Origin of the sequence: Streptococcus sp. 10824, from assembly GCF_013276595.1 — a bacterium.
In the GTDB taxonomy this organism is placed as follows: domain Bacteria; phylum Bacillota; class Bacilli; order Lactobacillales; family Streptococcaceae; genus Streptococcus; species Streptococcus pseudopneumoniae.
Window position 1 is genome coordinate 1 of record NZ_VMLH01000046.1, and the last position, 19,935, is coordinate 19,935.

The following is a 19,935-nucleotide window of genomic DNA, read 5'->3' on the forward strand; positions in this document are numbered from 1 at the left end:
ATATGGGAACACATAGAGTAATTCCTTTATATTTATTTAATTTAGAATTATTATTAAAAAATAATTTGTTAAATAACGCTCAATTTTTTATAGATGATTTAGAAAATTTACTGACCAGACAAGGATATTATTTTGAAAAGAATTATTTACTCTTCCTAAAAGGTATTTATCTTATAAAAACTAATCAAATAGAGTTAGGTAAAAAAGAATGTTCTAAAGCTATGAGAATATTTAAGGAATATAATGATAGTGATACAATAGAGAAATTAAACAAGACCTTTAAATCAGATTTTACCATTTATACTCAATGAAAATCAAAGAGCAAACTAGGAAGCTAGCCGCAGCTTGCCCAAAGCACTGCTTTGAGGTTGTAGATAGAACTGACGAAGTCAGTAACCATACCTACGGCAAGGTGAAGCTGATGTAGTTTGAAGAGATTTTCGAAGAGTATTAATTGGTTAGAAGGATTCGTCTGTAAGATAAAGTTAGACGGAAAATGAGATAAAATCAAAAAGGATAGCCTCTCTGTGATGAGATGTTATCCTTTTTGATTTTAAAACTATTGCAAGTTAACCTTGTTTCTCAAAATATAGTAGGTTCCGAGATAAAAGATAGCTATGAATATGAGTTCTTCAACAATGCCTATGCTTGCTCCCATATAGAAATTATCATTAAATCCTGCAAGTGAATTGACATAGAAGTTAGTACTGGTATTGAAGAAGACTTCAATAAAGCCAATGACGATTTGGATACCAATGTAGGCTGCAACAGCGAGTGCGGTACGGTATTCATTGAAAAGCTGTCCAATGGAAATAGCCAAGTAGATGCAGAGGATACTGGAAATGGTATTTAGTAGGAAGGATAACCCCACAAGAGAGAGTTGAGGAAGGTATGTTCCTACAAGTGGGAACCAGTCATAATGTGACATCCATTCTGGAACCGTTATAGTCACAATAAGAAAAGTACTTAGAGCCAGTACAGCCGAGCTAAGTATAGACCAGATGAAGGCTCCGACTAATTTAGCTGTGATGATATAGTGCTCAGAAACTGGCAAGGTCAAAGTCAGATAGCCTTGGCGGTCATAGACACTACCTTTGAAGCGTTTGATAATCAAGAAAAGAGTTGAAATCCCCAGTGTAATTATCAAGCCGCCAAAGACGAGAGCCAGAAAGATAAATAGGAAAGGTTGGCTATCTTTGAAAGATATATAAGAATAGTAGTGTCCTTGCATTCCCAGGGGAACGGAAAGGACTAGAACAGCAGCGTAGAGGGCTAAATACCACTTGTTAACATTTTTAAATTCGTAGCGAACTAAATTCCAAAACATAAATAATCTCCTTTGCTTAGGCCTTAAATTCTTGACGGAAGAGTTGGTCAATGGATTCACCCGACTCATAGCGAATGTCATCTACATTGCCTTGACGGACGACTTTTCCATCTTTGAGGAAGACAATTTCATCCAAGATTGGCTCGATATCAGAAATCAAGTGGGTAGAAATCAAAACAGTAGAAGTTGGGGAGTAGTTGTTGATAATGGTATTGAGGATATACTCACGGGCTGCTGGATCCACCCCACCAATGGGTTCGTCCAGAACGTAAAGACGAGCATCACGGCTCATAACCAAAATCAGTTGTACCTTTTCCTTGTTTCCTTTTGATAGTTTCTTGAGACGACTATTTTCATCAATGCCGAGGTCTGCAAGTAGATGATGGGCGCGTTCAAGATTGAAATCTTTATAGAAGGTCTTGAAGTAGGTTAGGGCTTCTTTGACCTTCATTTGCTCATTGAGATAGGTGGTATCAGGCAAATAAGCTACGATAGCCTTGGTTGCTGGGCTTGGGTCCATGTCGTTGATAAGGACGCGTCCTTGATCTGGTTGTAAGAGGCCGTTGATTAGTTTAATCAGGGTTGTTTTTCCTGAGCCATTTGGCCCAAGAAGACCAACAATTTTTCCAGCTGGGATGTCAAGGGAAACATTTTCAAGGGCTGGGGTTGCTCCATAAGATTTGGATACATTTTCAAATGCTAGTAATGACATAGGCTTAAACTCCTTTAATATAATCGCCGACTACGCTTGGTAGTTCTTCTTTTTCATAGCCAAAATGGGTCATGGAGGAAACGAAGTGTTCCAATTCTTCTTCTGATAATTGTTTGCGCGATTGGGCGATCAGCTCTTTATCTTCAGTCACAAATCGTCCAGTTGTGCGCTTGCTGTAGACAAATCCTTCTCGTTCAAGGTCTGACAAGGCTCTTTGGATGGTGTTTGGATTGACACCGGCCTCGCTCGCTAGCTCTCTCACGGTTGGAAGTTGTTGATTGGCTTCCAGTGTATGGGAAACAATCTGAAGCTTGATTTTCTCCATAATCTGTAAATAGATGGGTTTTTTGTTGTCAAATGTCCAGGACATCTTGGTCTCCTTTCTTTTATCTTTTTGTCTTAATTAAATAATACAACAAAACAAAAAACTTGTCAAGCAAAAAGAAGAATTGTTTTGGGAATCGTTTAAAAAATGGTATAATGAAAAGAAAACGATAAGGAGGGAAAGGATGCGTTGTCCAAAATGTGGGGCTACCAAGTCAAGTGTTATCGATAGTCGCCAAGCAGAAGAAGGGAACACCATTCGTAGAAGACGTGAGTGCGACGAATGCCAACACCGTTTTACAACCTACGAACGGGTAGAAGAAAGAACCTTAGTGGTTGTTAAAAAAGATGGCACACGGGAACAATTCTCCAGAGATAAAATCTTTAATGGGATTATCCGCTCAGCCCAGAAACGTCCTGTGTCAAGTGATGAAATCAACATGGTAGTCAATCGTATCGAACAGAAACTCCGTGGTCGAAATGAAAATGAAATTCAAAGTGAGGACATTGGGTCACTCGTCATGGAGGAGTTGGCTGAATTGGACGAGATTACCTATGTACGTTTTGCTAGTGTCTATCGTAGTTTTAAGGATGTCAGTGAGTTAGAGAGTCTGCTCCAACAAATCACCCAGTCCTCTAAAAAGAAAAAGGAAAGATAAATGAAGCCAATTGACCGTTTTTCTTATCTAAAGAATAATCGGGTGTCGCAAGATACCTCATCTCTGGTACAGTGCTACCTCCCGATTATCGGTCAGGAGGCACTGAGCCTTTATCTTTATACAATCAGTTTTTGGGATAATGGCAGAAAGGAATATCTCTTTTCAAGTATTCTCAACCATCTCAACTTTGGGATGGACAGATTTTTAAAATCCTTGAAAATCTTATCGGCTTTTAATCTCTTAACCCTCTATCAAAAGGGGGATGTTTATCAGCTAGCCCTCCATGCTCCTCTTTCAAGTCAAGATTTCTTGGAGCATCCTGTGTATCGCAGACTTTTGGAGAAGAAGATTGGTGATGCCGCTGTGGAGGATTTGAAAGATGAAAGTGCTGAGGGTGAAGAAATACCTGTCTCACTCAATCAAGTCTTTCCAGACTTAGCAGAACTGGGAAGTCAAGAAGACCTTAGTCTCAAGAAGAAAGTGGCCAACGATTTTGACTTGGATCATTTTCGTCAGCTTATGGCTCGAGATGGGCTTCGCTTTGCGGATGAGCAGTCCGATGTCTTAAACCTCTTTGCCATTGCCGAGGAGAAGAAATGGACTTGGTTTGAAACTTATCAATTGGCTAAGTCAACAGCTGTTTCCCAAGTCATTTCAACCAAACGCATGCGGGAAAAAATCGCTCAAAAACCTGTTTCCTCTGACTTTAGTCCTAAGGAAACAACCATTATCAAAGAGGCCAAAAGTAAAACTGCCCTGCAGTTCTTGGCAGAAATCAAGCAAACACGCAAGGGAACCATCACCCAAACAGAAAGAGAACTCTTGCAACAGATGGCTGGTTTGGGCTTGCTGGACGAAATCATCAATATCATTCTCTTATTGACCTTTAATAAGGTGGATTCGGCAAACATCAATGAGAAATATGCCATGAAGGTGGCTAATGATTATGCCTATCAAAAGATTCATTCGGCAGAAGAGGCAGTCTTGCGAATCCGTGAGCGTGGGCAGAAGAATCAGGCTCAAAAAAGCAGTACCCCTAGTCCTGCCAAGTCCAATGTACCCAAGTGGAGCAATCCAGATTATAAAAATGAAACCAGCGAGGAAACTCGTCTGGAACTAGAACGTAAGAAACAAGAACTATTAGCTCGATTAGAAAAAGGAGGAGATTAGATGGAAAGTGTCGGAGACGTACTCAAGCGTCAACCTAGCCGTTTTCATTATCAAGATTTGGTCCAGAAAATCATGAAGGACCCTGATGTTGCGGCCTTTATCCAGCAAGAATCCTTGACCCCAGAGGAATTGAATCGCAGTATCTCCAAGTTTAATCAGTACATCACCGAGCGCGACAAGTTTCTCCGTGGTGATACGGATTATATTGCCAAAGGCTACAAGCCGATTTTGGTTATGAATCATGGCTATGCGGATGTTTCTTATGAAGAAACTCCTGAGCTAATCGCGGCTGAAAAAGAAGCGGCTATTAAGAACCGTCTCAAGCTAATCAATCTACCAGCCAGTCTCAAGAAAGCTAGTTTGGCTCAAGTTGACTTGGATGATTTGGGGCGCTTACCAGTTTTTGAAAAGCTACTAGCCTTCGTGGAGCAATATCCAGCTATTCGAAAAGGTCTTTACTTATATGGAGACTTTGGTGTGGGTAAAAGTTTCATGGTGGCGGCCTTAGCTCATGATTTATCAGAAAAACGTGGTGTTTCATCAACTCTCCTCCACTATCCTAGCTTTGTCATTGATGTCAAAAATGCTATCAGTGATGGCAATGTTAAGACCTTGGTGGATGAGATTAAGCTGTCTGAGGTCCTGATTTTAGATGATATTGGCGCCGAGCAATCAACCGTTTGGGTGCGTGACGAAATCCTGCAGGTCATTCTCCAATATAGGATGCAGGAAAATTTACCGACCTTTTTCACATCCAACTTCAACTTTGAAGATTTGGAGAAGCATTTTGCGAAAGTGAAACATGGAAATGACGAAACCTGGGAAGCCAGACGGGTCATGGAACGCATCCGTTATTTGGCTGAGGAGACTCGTTTAGAAGGAGTAAACCGTCGATGACAGAAACCATTAAATTGATGAAGGCTCATACTTCAGTGCGCAGGTTTAAAGAGCAAGAAATTCCCCAAGTAGACTTAAATGAGATTTTGACAGCAGCCCAGATGGCATCATCTTGGAAGAATTTCCAATCCTACTCTGTGATTGTGGTACGAAGTCAAGAAAAGAAAGATGCTCTGTATGAATTGGTACCTCAAGAAGCTATTCGCCAGTCTGCTGTTTTCCTTCTCTTTGTCGGAGACTTGAACCGAGCAGAAAAGGGAGCCCAGCTTCATACCGATTCATTCCAACCCCAAGGTGTAGAAGGTCTCTTGATTAGTTCAGTCGATGCGGCTCTTGCTGGTCAAAATGCCCTGCTGGCAGCTGAAAGCTTGGGCTATGGTGGTGTCATTATTGGCTTGGTGCGTTACAAATCAGAAGAAGTGGCAGAGCTCTTTAACCTGCCTGACTACACCTATCCTGTTTTTGGGATGGCACTGGGTGTGCCAAATCAAGAACATGAAGTTAAACCTCGCTTGCCATTGAATCAAGTGGTGTTTGAGGAAGAATATCAGGAACAAACAGTTGATGTGATTGAGGCTTATGACCGTGTACAGGCTGACTATGCTGGGGCGCGTGCGACCACAAGCTGGAGTCAGCGCCTAGCAGAACAGTTTGGTCAAGCTGAACCAAGCTCAACTAGAAAAAATCTTGAACAGAAGAAATTATTGTAGAAAGTGAGAAATTATGGCCCTACCAACTATTGCCATTGTAGGACGTCCCAATGTTGGGAAATCAACCCTATTTAATCGGATCGCTGGTGAGCGAATCTCCATTGTAGAGGATGTCGAAGGAGTGACACGTGACCGTATCTATGCAACGGGTGAGTGGCTCAATCGTTCCTTTAGCATGATTGATACAGGAGGAATCGATGATGTCGATGCTCCTTTCATGGAACAAATCAAGCACCAGGCAGAAATTGCCATGGAAGAAGCCGATGTTATCGTCTTTGTCGTGTCTGGTAAGGAAGGAATTACCGATGCGGACGAATACGTAGCCCGTAAGCTTTATAAGACCCACAAACCAGTTATCCTCGCAGTTAACAAGGTGGACAACCCTGAGATGCGAAATGATATCTATGATTTCTATGCCCTCGGTTTGGGTGAACCACTGCCTATCTCATCTGTCCATGGTATCGGTACAGGGGATGTACTAGATGCGATTGTGGAAAACCTTCCAAATGAATATGAAGAAGAAAATCCAGATGTCATTAAGTTTAGCCTGATTGGTCGTCCAAACGTTGGAAAATCAAGTTTGATCAATGCTATCTTGGGCGAAGACCGTGTTATTGCTAGTCCTGTTGCTGGAACAACTCGTGATGCCATTGATACCCACTTTACAGATACAGATGGTCAAGAGTTTACCATGATTGATACGGCTGGTATGCGTAAGTCTGGTAAGGTTTATGAAAATACCGAGAAATACTCTGTTATGCGTGCCATGCGTGCTATTGACCGTTCAGATGTGGTCTTGATGGTCATCAATGCGGAAGAAGGCATTCGTGAGTACGACAAGCGTATCGCAGGATTTGCCCATGAAGCTGGTAAAGGGATGATTATCGTGGTCAACAAGTGGGATACGCTTGAAAAAGATAACCACACTATGAAAAACTGGGAAGAAGATATCCGTGAGCAGTTCCAATACCTGCCTTACGCACCGATTATCTTTGTATCCGCTTTGACCAAGCAACGTCTCCACAAACTTCCTGAGATGATTAAGCAAATCAGCGAAAGTCAAAATACACGTATTCCATCAGCTGTCTTGAACGATGTCATCATGGATGCCATTGCCATCAACCCAACACCGACAGACAAAGGAAAACGTCTCAAGATTTTCTATGCGACCCAAGTGGCAACCAAACCACCAACCTTTGTCATCTTTGTCAATGAAGAAGAACTCATGCACTTTTCTTACCTGCGTTTCTTGGAAAATCAAATCCGCAAGGCCTTTGTTTTTGAGGGAACACCGATTCATCTCATCGCAAGAAAACGCAAATAAAAAGTAGAATCTGGAATGACATTTCCAGATTTTTTTGATATAATAAAATAATAGAAAACGCTATCAAAAAGGAGGTATCGATGAAACATTTGTTTAAATTTATAATCTTATTGCCCTGGTTTTACTTTTTCAATTGGATTGAAAAGGATAATAGAGAAAGTAAATTTTTCCCAATTTTTTACTATTTTTACTGGTTTTACATCCCCCTCTATGCTCTTTTTAGCCTTGCTTGGACAGTTATTTCAGTTCTGTTTTTCAATATCGTCTTGAGAAATTTGACAGATATCAAGTTATGGGGCATTTGGTTTCTTTTTATTCTGCTAGCTATTGGTCTGAATAGGTTAACTTATTCTTGTTTCAAAAAAATGCTTAGACTAAGAAAGGAGTTAGGGAAGTCTAAAGCGGGGAGGCATTGATTTATATCGGTTTTTTAATAGGAGGTGGCTTATGAAGATTCCTCTCTTAACTTTGGCAAGGCATAAATTTGTTTATGTCTTGCTTACTTTGCTTTTTCTTGCTTTGGTTTATCGTGATGTTTTGATGACTTATTTCTTTTTTGATATTCATGCGCCCGATCTAGCTAAATTCGATGGACAAGCAATTAAAAATGACTTATTAAAATCAGCATTAGATTTTCGTATTCTCCAGTTCAATCTAGGTTTTTATCAATCATTTATTATTCCAATCATCATTGTTTTGCTAGGTTTTCAATATATTGAGCTGAAAAATAAAGTTTTACGATTGAGTATTGGAAGAGAAGTGAGTTATCAAGGGGTAAAAAGAAAGTTGACTTTGCAAGTTGCAAGTATCCCTTGTGTGATATATTTAGTGACTGTGCTGATAATTGCAATTTTAACTTATTTCTTTGGGACTTTTTCTCCTCTTGAATGGAATTCTCTATTTTCTGATGGGAGTAGTTTACAAAGGCTCCTAGATGGAGAGATAACAAGCTATTTGTTCTTTACTTGTGTCCTACTAATCGGTATTTTCATCAATGCAGTCTATTTTTTAAAAATAGTTGATTATTTAGGGAATGTGACTCGTTCGGCAATTGCCTATTTGATGTTTCTTTGGCTTGGTTCTATGTTACTCTATAGTGCCTTGCCTTACTATATGGTTCCTATGACGAGTTTGATGCAAGCTAGCTATGGGGATGTCAGTTTGATGAAACTCTTTACTCCTTATATCCTTTATATTGTCCCCTATATGGTGCTTGAAAAATATGAAGATAATGTTTAAGAATTTTAACAATATTTTGCTAAAGAGAAAGATCGTTTTACTACTTCGTATAGTTCTGATGATGATTTTGATAAACTATCTATTGTCAACAGCGGTTCAAAAGCAGGATGTTTTTCTCTTTTTCAAGAGAGAATTGATTTCAATCTTTTCCTATAATGACTATTCTGAAGTGAATTTAGAAATCCCCAAACTCTTGTTAAACCTTTCGCTTTTCATGGTAGGATGGCTCTCTGTTATTTTGCTTGAAACTGATTTGGCAGACCATTACCATCACTTGATTCGCTATCAATCAAGCTCCTTTTTCGATTATACAAGGAAACGATTGGTTGTCATCTCTAAATTTTTTACTCAAGATTTATTTGTCTGGTTCCTTGGTTTACTTCCTCTAGGAATTCATTTCAAAACAGTCGTACTTTTCTTTTTACTTGCTCAGTTAATGATGTTGTACTTGCTACTGTCTTATCTGATAGCACTGATTAGTGCGGGCGCTGGTTTTTCCTTTTTTCTCTATTTTTTAGCATTTGTGGGACAAGAATGGATGATGGATCATATTGTAACAGTGTATTTAGGACTCTTAAGTTTATTAGTTATCTTGATTGTTAGTCGCTTGGAAGAGAAATTTAAGAAAGGATAAACGATGAGACTTGAAATTATAAATGGACAGAAAATTTATGGGAAAAGACCTATTTTAAATGAGTTAAATCTGGTCTTTCAATCAGGAAAAATTTATGGCCTTAAAGGTGATAATGGATCTGGCAAGACGGTTCTTTTAAAGGCACTTGCTGGTTATATTAAGCTTGACAAAGGAAAAGTTCTTCAAGATGGGGAAGTCTACGGGATAAAAAATCATTATATTCAGGATGCAGGGGTTTTAATTGAAAAAGTCGAGTTTTTATCTCATTTATCCCTTAGAGAAAATTTGGAATTGTTGAGGTATTTTTCATCTAAAGTTACGGAAAAAAGAATTGCCGATTGGATCCAATATTATGATTTACAGGAATTTGAAGACGTTGAGTACCGTCATTTATCCTTAGGAACGAAACAAAAAATGGCTTTGATTCAAGCCTTTATTGCCGAACCATCTATACTCTTTCTCGATGAACCCATGAATGCTTTGGATGAGAAGAGTGTGAGGTTAACCAAACAGGTCATTTTATCTTACCTTAAAAAAGAAAATGGTCTGGTTATCCTGACATCACACATATCGGAAGATATTTCAGACCTTTGTACAGATGTATTAGTTGTCGAAAATGGGCATATACAGTATTCAAAAGATATACAAGCTTAGGAGGTGGCTTATGGCACATCTAAAATCATTTATTACACGCTATTCTAAGGTCTATATTGGTTTAGTTCTGCTGATCTGGCTGGCTTTCTTCTTTCTTCCTTGGGATAAACCAGTTCTGGGAATATCTATCAATCTCTTAATCATGCAGAAAGTTTTACTAGTTTTTGGAATTCTGTCCATTTTGATGGCCTTGCTGTCCAAGAAAGTCAGTCTCTTTGTTTTTGGACTTATCTGTTGTCTTTCTTTTTGGACTTATCTGTTGTCTTTCTTTTTGGATAAATCTATTTATCCTATTTGCCATTTTGCCGATTCTTGGCAATTAAAGTATCATAAAAGTCAGAGAGGTTAGCTTGAAAACTAGCCTCTTTTTCCTTTTCAAAATGGGGATTCTTCCTTGAAAATAATCAGTAATTGTGCTAAAATTAAAAGAACATTCTAAAATATTCGGAATTTAAAGTAAGGAAAAACATGGCTAATATTTTAAAAACAATTATCGAAAATGATAAAGGAGAAATCCGTCGTCTGGAAAAGATGGCTGACAAGGTTTTCAAATACGAAGACCAAATGGCTGCTTTGACTGATGACCAACTAAAAGCAAAAACAGTTGAATTTAAAGAACGTTATCAAAATGGAGAATCGCTGGATTCATTGCTTTATGAAGCATTTGCGGTTGTCCGTGAGGGTGCCAAACGTGTCCTAGGTCTCTTCCCATATAAGGTTCAGGTCATGGGGGGAATCGTTCTTCACCATGGTGACGTGCCAGAGATGCGTACAGGGGAAGGGAAAACCTTGACTGCGACTATGCCGGTATACCTCAATGCCCTTTCAGGCAAAGGGGTTCACGTAGTTACGGTTAACGAATACCTATCAGAACGTGACGCGACTGAGATGGGTGAATTGTACTCATGGCTTGGTTTGTCAGTAGGGATTAACTTGGCTGCCAAATCTCCAATGGAGAAAAAAGAAGCCTATGAGTGTGACATTACCTACTCAACCAACTCAGAAATCGGATTTGACTACCTACGTGATAACATGGTCGTTCGTGCTGAAAACATGGTACAACGTCCGCTTAACTATGCCTTGGTCGATGAGGTTGACTCTATCTTGATTGACGAGGCCCGTACACCTTTGATCGTATCAGGTGCTAATGCAGTTGAAACCAGTCAGCTCTACCATATGGCAGACCACTATGTAAAATCTTTGGACAAAGACGACTACATCATCGATGTGCAGTCTAAGACTATTGGTTTGTCTGATTCAGGGATTGACAAGGCTGAAAGCTACTTCAAGCTTGAAAATCTCTATGACATCGAAAACGTAGCTCTTACTCACTTTATCGATAATGCCCTTCGTGCCAACTACATCATGCTTCTCGATATTGACTATGTGGTGAGCGAAGAGCAAGAAATCTTGATTGTCGACCAATTTACAGGTCGTACCATGGAAGGTCGTCGTTATTCTGATGGCTTGCACCAAGCTATTGAAGCCAAAGAAGGTGTGCCAATCCAGGATGAAACCAAGACATCTGCCTCAATCACGTATCAAAACCTTTTCCGTATGTACAAGAAATTGTCTGGTATGACGGGGACAGGTAAGACTGAGGAAGAAGAATTCCGTGAAATCTACAACATTCGTGTTATTCCAATCCCAACAAACCGTCCTGTTCAACGGATTGACCACTCAGACCTTCTTTATGCAAGTATCGAATCTAAGTTTAAAGCGGTTGTCGAAGACGTTAAGGCTCGTTACCAAAAGGGTCAGCCTGTCTTGGTTGGTACAGTAGCGGTTGAAACTAGTGACTACATTTCTAAGAAATTGGTCGCAGCTGGTGTTCCTCACGAAGTCTTGAATGCCAAAAATCACTATAGAGAAGCCCAAATCATCATGAATGCTGGTCAACGTGGTGCCGTTACCATCGCAACCAACATGGCGGGTCGTGGTACCGACATCAAGCTTGGTGAAGGTGTTCGTGAACTTGGAGGACTTTGTGTGATTGGTACAGAACGTCATGAAAGTCGTCGTATCGATAACCAGCTTCGTGGACGTTCAGGTCGTCAAGGAGATCCAGGTGAGTCACAATTCTACCTCTCTCTTGAAGATGATTTGATGAAACGTTTTGGTTCTGAACGCTTGAAAGGCATATTTGAACGCTTGAATATGTCTGAAGAGGCCATTGAGTCTCGTATGTTGACGCGTCAGGTTGAGGCAGCTCAGAAACGTGTCGAAGGAAATAACTACGATACCCGTAAACAAGTCCTTCAATACGACGATGTCATGCGTGAACAACGTGAGATTATCTATGCTCAACGTTACGATGTCATCACTGCAGACCGTGACTTGGCACCTGAAATTCAGGCTATGCACAAACGCACGATTGAACGTGTCGTCGATGGTCATGCGCGTGCCAAACAAGATGAAAAACTTGAAGCAATTTTGAACTTTGCTAAGTACAACTTGCTTCCAGAAGATTCTATTACGATGGAAGATTTGTCAGGCTTGTCTGATAAGGCCATCAAGGAAGAGCTTTTCCAACGTGCCTTGAAGGTTTATGATAGTCAGGTTTCAAAACTACGCGATGAAGAAGCAGTTAAAGAATTCCAAAAAGTTTTGATTCTACGAGTGGTGGATAACAAGTGGACAGATCATATCGATGCCCTTGATCAATTGCGTAACGCGGTTGGACTTCGTGGTTATGCTCAGAACAACCCTGTTGTTGAGTATCAGGCAGAAGGTTTCCGTATGTTTAATGATATGATTGGTTCGATTGAGTTTGATGTGACACGCTTGATGATGAAAGCACAAATTCATGAACAAGAAAGACCACAGGCAGAACGCCATATCAGTACAACAGCGACTCGCAATATCGCTGCTCACCAAGCAAGTATGCCAGAAGATTTGGATTTGAGCCAGATTGGACGCAATCAACTTTGCCCATGTGGTTCTGGTAAGAAGTTTAAAAATTGTCACGGTAAAAGACAATAAAATGAGATAGTTTAGAGGCGGATATCTTGTGAAAAGTAAATTTTTACTTGGTATCCGTTTGCTTTATAAGGAGATGACTTATGGTATTTACAGCAAAAAGTCCTAAAATAAATATCGAAGAAGTTCGTGCCTTATCAAAATTAGAAGGCCAAGCTTTGGAGAGAAAATCACAGCGCGATCAAGAGCTAGAAGCCATCATGCGTGGAGAAGACCAGCGGATTCTCTTGGTAATCGGTCCGTGCTCATCTGACAACGAAGAAGCTGTCCTTGAATACGCTAAGCGTTTGGCAGTCCTACAAGAAGAAGTGGCAGATCGTATCTTTATGGTTATGCGTGTTTATACTGCCAAACCCCGTACCAACGGAGATGGCTATAAGGGCTTGATTCACCAGCCTAACGCGACAGAAGCGCCTAGTCTTATCAATGGAATCAAAGCCGTTCGCCATCTTCACTATCGTGTCATCACAGAAACAGGGATGACAACTGCTGATGAAATGCTTTATCCTGAAAACCTTCCGCTTGTAGATGATTTGATTTCTTACATGGCAGTTGGTGCCCGTTCAGTTGAAGACCAGCAACACCGCTTTGTGGCAAGTGGGGCAGGATTTTCTACTGGTTTTAAAAATCCAACCTCTGGAAATCTCAATGTCATGTTTAATGGGATTTATGCTGCTCAAAACAAACAAAGTTTCCTTTTCTTAGGAAAAGAAGTAGAAACAACTGGGAACCCGCTTTCACACGCTATTCTTCGTGGTGCTCTTAATGAGTATGGTAACAATATTCCCAACTACTATTATGACAATTTAATTGAGACCATTGCCCAGTATGAGAAAATGGGCTTGGAAAATCCTTTTATCATCATTGATACCAATCATGACAATTCTGGTAAGCAGTATATGGAACAGATCCGAATTGTCCGCCAGACCTTGATTAACCGTGCTTGGAATGAAAAAATTAAGCAGTTCGTTCGTGGTTTTATGATTGAGTCTTATCTGGAAGATGGTCGACAAAATGAGCCAGAAGTATTTGGTAAGTCTATCACAGACCCTTGCTTGGGTTGGGATAACACAGAAGCTCTTGTCAGAGAAATTTACAAAACGTTAGGAGAATAAGATGGCATTTATTGAAAAAGGTCAAGAAATCGATATGGAAGTCATTAAGGCTGAAACCCAATTGTCTGCGGAAGCCTTGAGACTCAAGGAAAGCCGTGACAGGGAATTGGCAGACATTATTTCAGGGGAAGATGACCGTCTCCTTTTGGTAATTGGTCCTTGCTCTTCTGATAATGAAGAAGCTGTCTTGGAATATGCCCGCCGCTTGTCAGCCTTGCAAAAGAAGGTAGCGGACAAGATTTTCATGGTTATGCGCGTTTATACTGCTAAGCCTCGTACCAACGGAGACGGCTATAAAGGGTTGGTTCACCAGCCAGACACTTCTAAGGCTCCAAGCCTGATTAACGGTTTGCAGGCTGTGCGCCAGTTGCACTACCGAGTGATTACAGAGACTGGTTTGACGACGGCAGATGAGATGCTTTATCCGTCAAATCTAATCTTGGTGGATGACTTGGTCAGCTACCATGCTGTTGGAGCTCGTTCTGTGGAAGACCAAGAGCACCGCTTTGTGGCTTCTGGGATTGATGCACCAGTAGGGATGAAAAATCCAACCTCAGGAAATTTGGGTGTTATGTTTAACGCCATCTATGCTGCTCAAAATAAGCAAACCTTCCTTTATCATGGGCAGGAAGTTGAGACTTCAGGTAATCCTTTGTCCCATGTCATCCTCCGTGGAGCAGTTAACGAGTATGGCAATTATATGCCGAATTACTACTATGAAAACTTACTCCAAGCCATTGAACGCTATGAAACTATGGGACTTGAAAATCCCTTTATCCTCATCGACACCAACCATGATAACTCAGGCAAGCAGTATATGGAGCAGATTCGAATTGTTCGCCAGACCTTGCAAAATCGTGATTGGAATGAGAAAATTAAAAAGACAGTTCGAGGATTTATGATTGAATCTTACCTAGCAGATGGTCGTCAAAACCAACCAGAGGTCTTTGGCTGCTCTATTACAGATCCTTGCCTAGGTTGGGAAAATACAGAGGCTTTGGTAGAAGAAATCTATGCTACCTTGGCAGAATAAGTGAAAAGGATGGAGTTGGGGAATCTCAACTCCTTTTGATGAGAATGATAGTTGGACACGGAATTGACATCGAAGAATTGGCTTCGATAGAAAGAGCGGCTGCACGACATGAAGGCTTTGCCAAGCGCGTGCTGACAGCCAAGGAAATGGAACGGTTTAACAGTCTTAAAGGGCGCAGGCAAATCGAATATTTGGCTGGTCGCTGGTCGGCTAAAGAAGCCTTTTCCAAGGCCATGGGAACGGGAATTGGCAAGCTCGGTTTTCAGGATTTAGAAGTCTTAAACAATGAACGCGGGGCGCCTTATTTTAGTCAGTCACCATTTTCAGGAAAAATTTGGCTATCTATCAGCCATACCGATCAGTTTGTGACAGCCAGTGTCATTTTGGAGGAAAATCATGCAAGCTAGTCCGCATAGACCAACCAAGGCTCTGATTCATCTGGGAGCTATTCGACACAATATTCAGCAAATGGGGGCTCATATCCCTGAGGGGACACTCAAGTGGGCAGTGGTCAAAGCCAATGCCTATGGGCATGGGGCAGTAGCTGTTGCCAATGCGATTCAAGATGATGTCGATGGCTTCTGCGTTTCCAATATTGATGAAGCTATTGAACTCAGACAAGCTGGACTCAGCAAGCCAATCCTCATTTTAGGAGTTTCTGAGCTAGAAGTTGTTGCTCTAGCTAAAGAATATGACATCACCTTGACAGTGGCTGGACTGGAGTGGATTCAAGCACTCTTAGATAAGGAAGCGGACCTAACTGGATTGACAGTTCACCTCAAGATTGACTCAGGGATGGGACGGATTGGTTTTAGAGAGGCTAGTGAGGCTGATCAGGCTCAAGACTTGCTCCAACAACACGGTGTTCGTGTTGAAGGAATCTTTACCCACTTTGCGACTGCTGATGAGGAATCAGATGACTATTTTAATGCCCAGTTAGAACGGTTTAAAACCATTCTATCAAGTATGAAAGGTCTTCCAGAGCTGGTTCATGCCAGTAATTCGGCAACGACCCTTTGGCATGCAGAGACTATTTTTAATGCGATCCGTATGGGAGATGCCATGTATGGTCTTAATCCTAGCGGAGAGGTCTTGGATTTACCCTATGACTTGATTCCAGCCTTGACCTTGGAGTCTGCTCTGGTTCATGTCAAGACAGTTTCAGCTGGAGCTTGCATGGGCTACGGGGCGACCTATCAGGCAGATAGCGAGCAGGTCATCGCGACCGTGCCAATCGGCTATGCAGATGGATGGACAAGAGACATGGAAAATTTCTCTGTCTTGGTAGATGGCCAAGCTTGCCCAATTGTCGGCAGGGTTTCGATGGACCAAATCACTATTCGATTGCCTAAGCCTTACCCACTCGGAACCAAGGTAACCTTGATTGGCTCCAATGGGGATAAGGAAATCACTGCAACTCAGGTAGCGTCCTACCGTGGGACTATTAACTATGAGGTGGTTTGTCTTCTCAGCGACCGCATTCCGAGAGAATATGATTAGAAAAGAAAGGAGTGGAGCATGAATCTACATCAACCCTTGCATGTCTTACCTGGTGTGGGACCAAAGTCAGCAGAAAAATACGCCAAACTAGGAATTGAAAACTTGCAAGACCTCTTGCTTTACTTTCCTTTCAGATATGAAGATTTCAAAACCAAGCAAGTGCTGGAGCTGGAAGACGGAGAAAAGGCAGTTCTGTCTGGACAAGTAGTGACTCCTGCCAGTGTCCAGTATTATGGTTTCAAGCGCAATCGTCTGCGCTTTAGCCTCAAGCAGGGAGAAGTCGTTTTTGCGGTGAACTTCTTTAACCAGCCCTATCTGGCTGATAAGATAGAGTTGGGAGCAACTCTTGCTGTCTTTGGAAAATGGGACCGTGCCAAGGCTAGTCTGACTGGGATGAAGGTCCTGGCTCAGGTGGAAGATGATTTCCAACCTGTCTATCGCTTGGCTCAGGGAATCAGTCAGGCCAGTCTGGTCAAAGTTATCAAGACAGCCTTTGATCAGGGACTGGACCTCTTGATAGAAGAAAATCTGCCCCAGTCTTTACTAGACAAATACAAACTCATGTCCCGTTGTCAGGCTGTTCGTGCCATGCATTTCCCCAAGGATTTGGCAGAATACAAGCAGGCTCTTCGCCGTATCAAATTTGAGGAACTCTTTTATTTTCAAATGCAATTGCAGACGCTCAAGTCTGAAAATAGAGTTCAGGGAAGTGGTCTGGTTCTGAATTGGTCTCAGGAAAAAGTGACAGTAGTTAAAGAAAATCTACCTTTTTCCTTGACCCCAGCTCAAGAAAAAAGTTTGCTGGAAATTTTAACCGATATGAAGTCCGACCACCACATGAATCGTCTCCTACAAGGGGATGTGGGGAGCGGAAAAACGGTGGTCGCTGGCTTGGCCATGTTTGCGGCGGTGACAGCTGGCTATCAAGCAGCCCTCATGGTGCCAACAGAAATCCTTGCAGAGCAACATTTTGAGAGTCTACAGAGTCTCTTTCCAGACCTAAAACTGGCTCTCTTGACAGGTTCCTTAAAAGCTGCAGAAAAGAGAGAAGTCTCGGAGACTATTGCTAAGGGTGAGGCTGATTTGATTATCGGAACCCACGCTCTGATTCAGGATGGGGTGGAGTATGCTCGTCTTGGTTTGATTATCATCGATGAGCAACACCGTTTTGGTGTGGGGCAAAGGCGTATTTTACGGGAAAAAGGCGACAATCCAGATGTCCTCATGATGACGGCGACTCCCATTCCACGGACGCTTGCCATCACAGCCTTTGGAGATATGGATGTTTCCATTATCGACCAGATGCCAGCAGGTCGGAAGCCTATTGTGACGCGCTGGATCAAACATGAGCAACTAGCTCAGGTTTTGACTTGGTTAGAGGGGGAAATCCAAAAAGGTTCTCAAGCCTATGTCATCTCTCCTTTGATTGAAGAATCAGAAGCTCTAGATTTGAAAAATGCCATTGCCTTATCAGAAGAGCTGACGGCTCATTTTGCAGGTAAGGCAGAAGTGGCTCTTCTACATGGTAAGATGAAGAGTGACGAAAAAGACCAGATCATGCAGGATTTCAAAGAGAGAAAGACGGATATTCTGGTTTCGACGACGGTTATCGAGGTTGGGGTCAACGTTCCTAATGCTACGGTCATGATTATCATGGATGCCGACCGTTTCGGTCTCAGTCAGCTTCACCAGCTTAGAGGTCGTGTCGGTCGGGGGGACAAGCAGTCCTATGCTGTTCTCGTTGCCAATCCCAAGACTGATTCTGGGAACGACCGCATGCGCATCATGACAGAAACGACCAATGGATTTGTCCTGGCCGAAGAAGATTTGAAAATGCGTGGTTCAGGTGAAATTTTTGGAACCAGACAGTCAGGACTCCCAGAGTTTCAAGTAGCTGATATTATCGAAGATTTTCCGATTTTAGAAGAAGCCAGAAAGGTTGCTAGCTACATTAGTTCTATTGAAGGCTGGCAAGAGGATCCAGAGTGGCGCATGATTGCCCTTCATTTGGAAAAGAAAGAACATCTGGATTAAGCTTTCTCTAAGGAAAACTTAAGCTAGCTTTCAGGTTTGACCCTTATACTAGAGTCATCAAAAAGAAACGAGGACTCTCATATGACAGTAACGATTAAAGTAAATTACCAAACTACTTTCCAAAAGAAAGAAGCAAAAAACTAAGATTGAATAAAGGAAGAAGAGCGAAATGCTCTTTTTTCGTTTCTAAAACTACTTTCAGTCAATAGGCTTGAAGGAGGAAAAGCTAAATTCACTTTCTATTTATCCTTCTTTCTTGCATTGCTTTCTTAGATGTGCTACAGTTGTGGTAGCGATTACAAAATAAAAGGAGCATGCTATGAAAAATCCAGCTTTGTTAGAAGAAATGAAGACTTATAAAGGCAGGGACGAGGTTCCGGAAGATTTTGATGCTTTCTGGGATGAGGAAGTGAAAAAAGTTTCCACGCTTCCAGCCTACCACTTGGAGGAAAGAGATTTCCACATTCCTCAAGTCAAGTGCTATGAACTAACCTTTGAAGGAAGCAATGAAGGCAAGGTCTATGCACGCGTCGTTCTTCCAAAGAGTGAGGAGAAGGTTCCGCTAATCTTCCATTTCCATGGTTATATGGGACGTGGTTGGGATTGGGCCGACATGCTGGGCTTCACCGTAGCTGGTTACGGTGTTGTTTCCATGGATGTTCGAGGCCAGTCGGGCTATTCACAAGACGGTTTGCGTTCTCCTCTAGGAAATACGGTTAAGGGACATATTATCCGTGGTGCTGTGGAGGGTCGGGATCACCTCTTTTATAAGGATGTTTATCTGGACATTTACCAGTTGGTTGAAATTATTGCTAATCTGCCTGAGGTAGATGAGAAGCGTCTTTCTAGCTATGGTGCCTCTCAAGGTGGTGCTCTAGCTTTGGTTGCAGCAGCGCTCAATCCTCGAATTCAGAAAACAGTTTCCATCTATCCCTTCTTGTCAGACTTCAGACGGGTGATTGAGATTGGCAATACTAGTGAGGCTTATGATGAACTTTTCCGTTATTTCAAGTTCCACGATCCTTTTCATGAAACAGAGGAGGAAATCATGGCGACCCTTGCCTATATCGATGTCAAAAATCTTGCCTATCGTATCCAAGGTGAGGTTAAGATGATTACGGGCTTGGACGACGATGTTTGCTATCCCATTACCCAGTTTGCGATTTACAATCGTTTGATCTGCGATAAGGCTTATCGCATCATGCCTGAGTATGCCCACGAAGCCATGAATGTTTTTGTCAATGACCAGGTTTATAACTGGCTCTGTGGGAGTGAGATTCCTTTCAAATATCTAAAATAAGGAGTCGACTCTAGGCACAAAATCTTAAAAATCACAAACACGCATAGTATCAGGTGTTGAACAAGCTTGATACTATGCGTTTTATAGTGGGAATATTTATAGAATTTTTTGTTGCTAGCTTTGTCAAATTGCTTAAAATAATTTTTTTCAGAAAGCAAAAGCCGATACCTATCGAGTAGGGTAGTTCTTGCTATCGTCAGGCTTGTCTGTAGGTGTTAATACTTTCCAAAAATCTCTTCAAACCACGTCAGCTTCGCCTTGCCGTAGGTATGGTTACTGACTTCGTCAGTTCTATCTGCCATCTCAAAACGGTGTTTTGAGCTG

The 19,935-nt window shown here is 41.6% G+C and carries 19 protein-coding genes and 2 pseudogenes; 18 read left to right on the forward strand and 3 right to left on the reverse strand.

The window, feature by feature from the left end:
- Positions 1 to 311, forward strand: a pseudogene (locus HT701_RS04430) (Rgg/GadR/MutR family transcriptional regulator); the annotation flags it as partial.
- Positions 312 to 559: 248 nt separating this feature from the next.
- On the opposite strand, the gene HT701_RS04435 reads toward HT701_RS04430, so the two are convergent.
- From HT701_RS04435 to HT701_RS04445, 3 genes are read right to left on the reverse strand one after another with little or no spacing between them, the layout of a single operon-like run.
- Entirely contained in the window at positions 560 to 1,327 is a 768-nt protein-coding gene (locus tag HT701_RS04435) for a hypothetical protein (RefSeq protein WP_172931256.1), read from the reverse strand.
- A 16-nt stretch (positions 1,328 to 1,343) separates the two neighbouring features.
- Positions 1,344 to 2,039 carry an ABC transporter ATP-binding protein gene (locus tag HT701_RS04440; protein ID WP_000054197.1) on the reverse strand — a complete coding sequence of 232 codons (696 nt, stop codon included), beginning with the start codon at positions 2,037 to 2,039 and terminating at the stop codon, positions 1,344 to 1,346.
- A gap of 4 nt (positions 2,040 to 2,043) precedes the next feature.
- Complete coding sequence (locus HT701_RS04445) at positions 2,044 to 2,409, reverse strand: GntR family transcriptional regulator (protein ID WP_000119148.1); 366 nt, start codon at positions 2,407 to 2,409, stop codon at positions 2,044 to 2,046.
- Between the two features lie 139 nt (positions 2,410 to 2,548).
- On the opposite strand from HT701_RS04445, the gene nrdR reads away from it, so the two are divergent.
- From nrdR to HT701_RS04525, 17 genes and pseudogenes are all read left to right on the forward strand, one after another.
- The gene (gene nrdR / locus HT701_RS04450; protein WP_001203672.1) at positions 2,549 to 3,022 is read left to right on the forward strand and encodes a transcriptional regulator NrdR; all 474 of its coding nucleotides are present in this window, start codon (positions 2,549 to 2,551) and stop codon (positions 3,020 to 3,022) included.
- A complete protein-coding gene (locus tag HT701_RS04455) occupies positions 3,023 to 4,192 on the forward strand; it encodes a replication initiation and membrane attachment family protein (protein ID WP_023935674.1) in 1,170 nt (389 codons plus the stop codon). It abuts the gene before it with no gap.
- Positions 4,193 to 5,089, forward strand: a complete 897-nt coding sequence (gene dnaI, locus HT701_RS04460) for a primosomal protein DnaI (protein WP_023935675.1) — start codon at positions 4,193 to 4,195, stop codon at positions 5,087 to 5,089. It begins immediately after the preceding gene.
- Positions 5,086 to 5,799, forward strand: a complete 714-nt coding sequence (locus HT701_RS04465; RefSeq protein ID WP_023935676.1) for an NADPH-dependent oxidoreductase — start codon at positions 5,086 to 5,088, stop codon at positions 5,797 to 5,799. Before dnaI ends, HT701_RS04465 begins: the two co-directional genes overlap by 4 nt.
- 13 nt (positions 5,800 to 5,812) lie before the next feature.
- Positions 5,813 to 7,123 carry a ribosome biogenesis GTPase Der gene (gene der / locus HT701_RS04470; protein WP_001207696.1) on the forward strand — a complete coding sequence of 437 codons (1,311 nt, stop codon included), beginning with the start codon at positions 5,813 to 5,815 and terminating at the stop codon, positions 7,121 to 7,123.
- A gap of 80 nt (positions 7,124 to 7,203) precedes the next feature.
- Complete coding sequence (locus tag HT701_RS11430; RefSeq protein WP_000681324.1) at positions 7,204 to 7,539, forward strand: hypothetical protein; 336 nt, start codon at positions 7,204 to 7,206, stop codon at positions 7,537 to 7,539.
- Between the two features lie 31 nt (positions 7,540 to 7,570).
- Complete coding sequence (locus HT701_RS04475) at positions 7,571 to 8,362, forward strand: hypothetical protein (protein ID WP_000701281.1); 792 nt, start codon at positions 7,571 to 7,573, stop codon at positions 8,360 to 8,362.
- Positions 8,355 to 8,996 carry a hypothetical protein gene (locus HT701_RS04480; protein WP_007284818.1) on the forward strand — a complete coding sequence of 214 codons (642 nt, stop codon included), beginning with the start codon at positions 8,355 to 8,357 and terminating at the stop codon, positions 8,994 to 8,996. Before HT701_RS04475 ends, HT701_RS04480 begins: the two co-directional genes overlap by 8 nt.
- A gap of 3 nt (positions 8,997 to 8,999) precedes the next feature.
- Positions 9,000 to 9,650 (forward strand): ABC transporter ATP-binding protein, encoded by a 651-nt coding sequence (locus tag HT701_RS04485; RefSeq protein ID WP_001235270.1) that lies wholly within the window; start codon positions 9,000 to 9,002, stop codon positions 9,648 to 9,650.
- A 10-nt stretch (positions 9,651 to 9,660) separates the two neighbouring features.
- Positions 9,661 to 9,973 (forward strand): annotated as a pseudogene (locus HT701_RS04490) (hypothetical protein).
- A gap of 145 nt (positions 9,974 to 10,118) precedes the next feature.
- Entirely contained in the window at positions 10,119 to 12,632 is a 2,514-nt protein-coding gene (gene secA, locus HT701_RS04495; RefSeq protein ID WP_001274079.1) for a preprotein translocase subunit SecA, read from the forward strand.
- A gap of 80 nt (positions 12,633 to 12,712) precedes the next feature.
- The gene (locus HT701_RS04500; RefSeq protein WP_000232198.1) at positions 12,713 to 13,744 is read left to right on the forward strand and encodes a 3-deoxy-7-phosphoheptulonate synthase; all 1,032 of its coding nucleotides are present in this window, start codon (positions 12,713 to 12,715) and stop codon (positions 13,742 to 13,744) included.
- Position 13,745: 1 nt separating this feature from the next.
- Positions 13,746 to 14,777, forward strand: coding sequence for a 3-deoxy-7-phosphoheptulonate synthase (locus HT701_RS04505; protein WP_000864063.1), 1,032 nt, complete (start codon positions 13,746 to 13,748; stop codon positions 14,775 to 14,777).
- Between the two features lie 44 nt (positions 14,778 to 14,821).
- The gene (gene acpS / locus HT701_RS04510; protein ID WP_031233486.1) at positions 14,822 to 15,184 is read left to right on the forward strand and encodes a holo-ACP synthase; all 363 of its coding nucleotides are present in this window, start codon (positions 14,822 to 14,824) and stop codon (positions 15,182 to 15,184) included.
- Positions 15,174 to 16,277, forward strand: a complete 1,104-nt coding sequence (alr, locus tag HT701_RS04515; RefSeq protein ID WP_023935689.1) for an alanine racemase — start codon at positions 15,174 to 15,176, stop codon at positions 16,275 to 16,277. Before acpS ends, alr begins: the two co-directional genes overlap by 11 nt.
- A gap of 18 nt (positions 16,278 to 16,295) precedes the next feature.
- Positions 16,296 to 18,311, forward strand: a complete 2,016-nt coding sequence (gene recG, locus HT701_RS04520) for an ATP-dependent DNA helicase RecG (RefSeq protein WP_119920152.1) — start codon at positions 16,296 to 16,298, stop codon at positions 18,309 to 18,311.
- Positions 18,312 to 18,630: 319 nt separating this feature from the next.
- Entirely contained in the window at positions 18,631 to 19,611 is a 981-nt protein-coding gene (locus tag HT701_RS04525; protein ID WP_172931257.1) for an acetylxylan esterase, read from the forward strand.
- Positions 19,612 to 19,935: the final 324 nt, after the last annotated feature.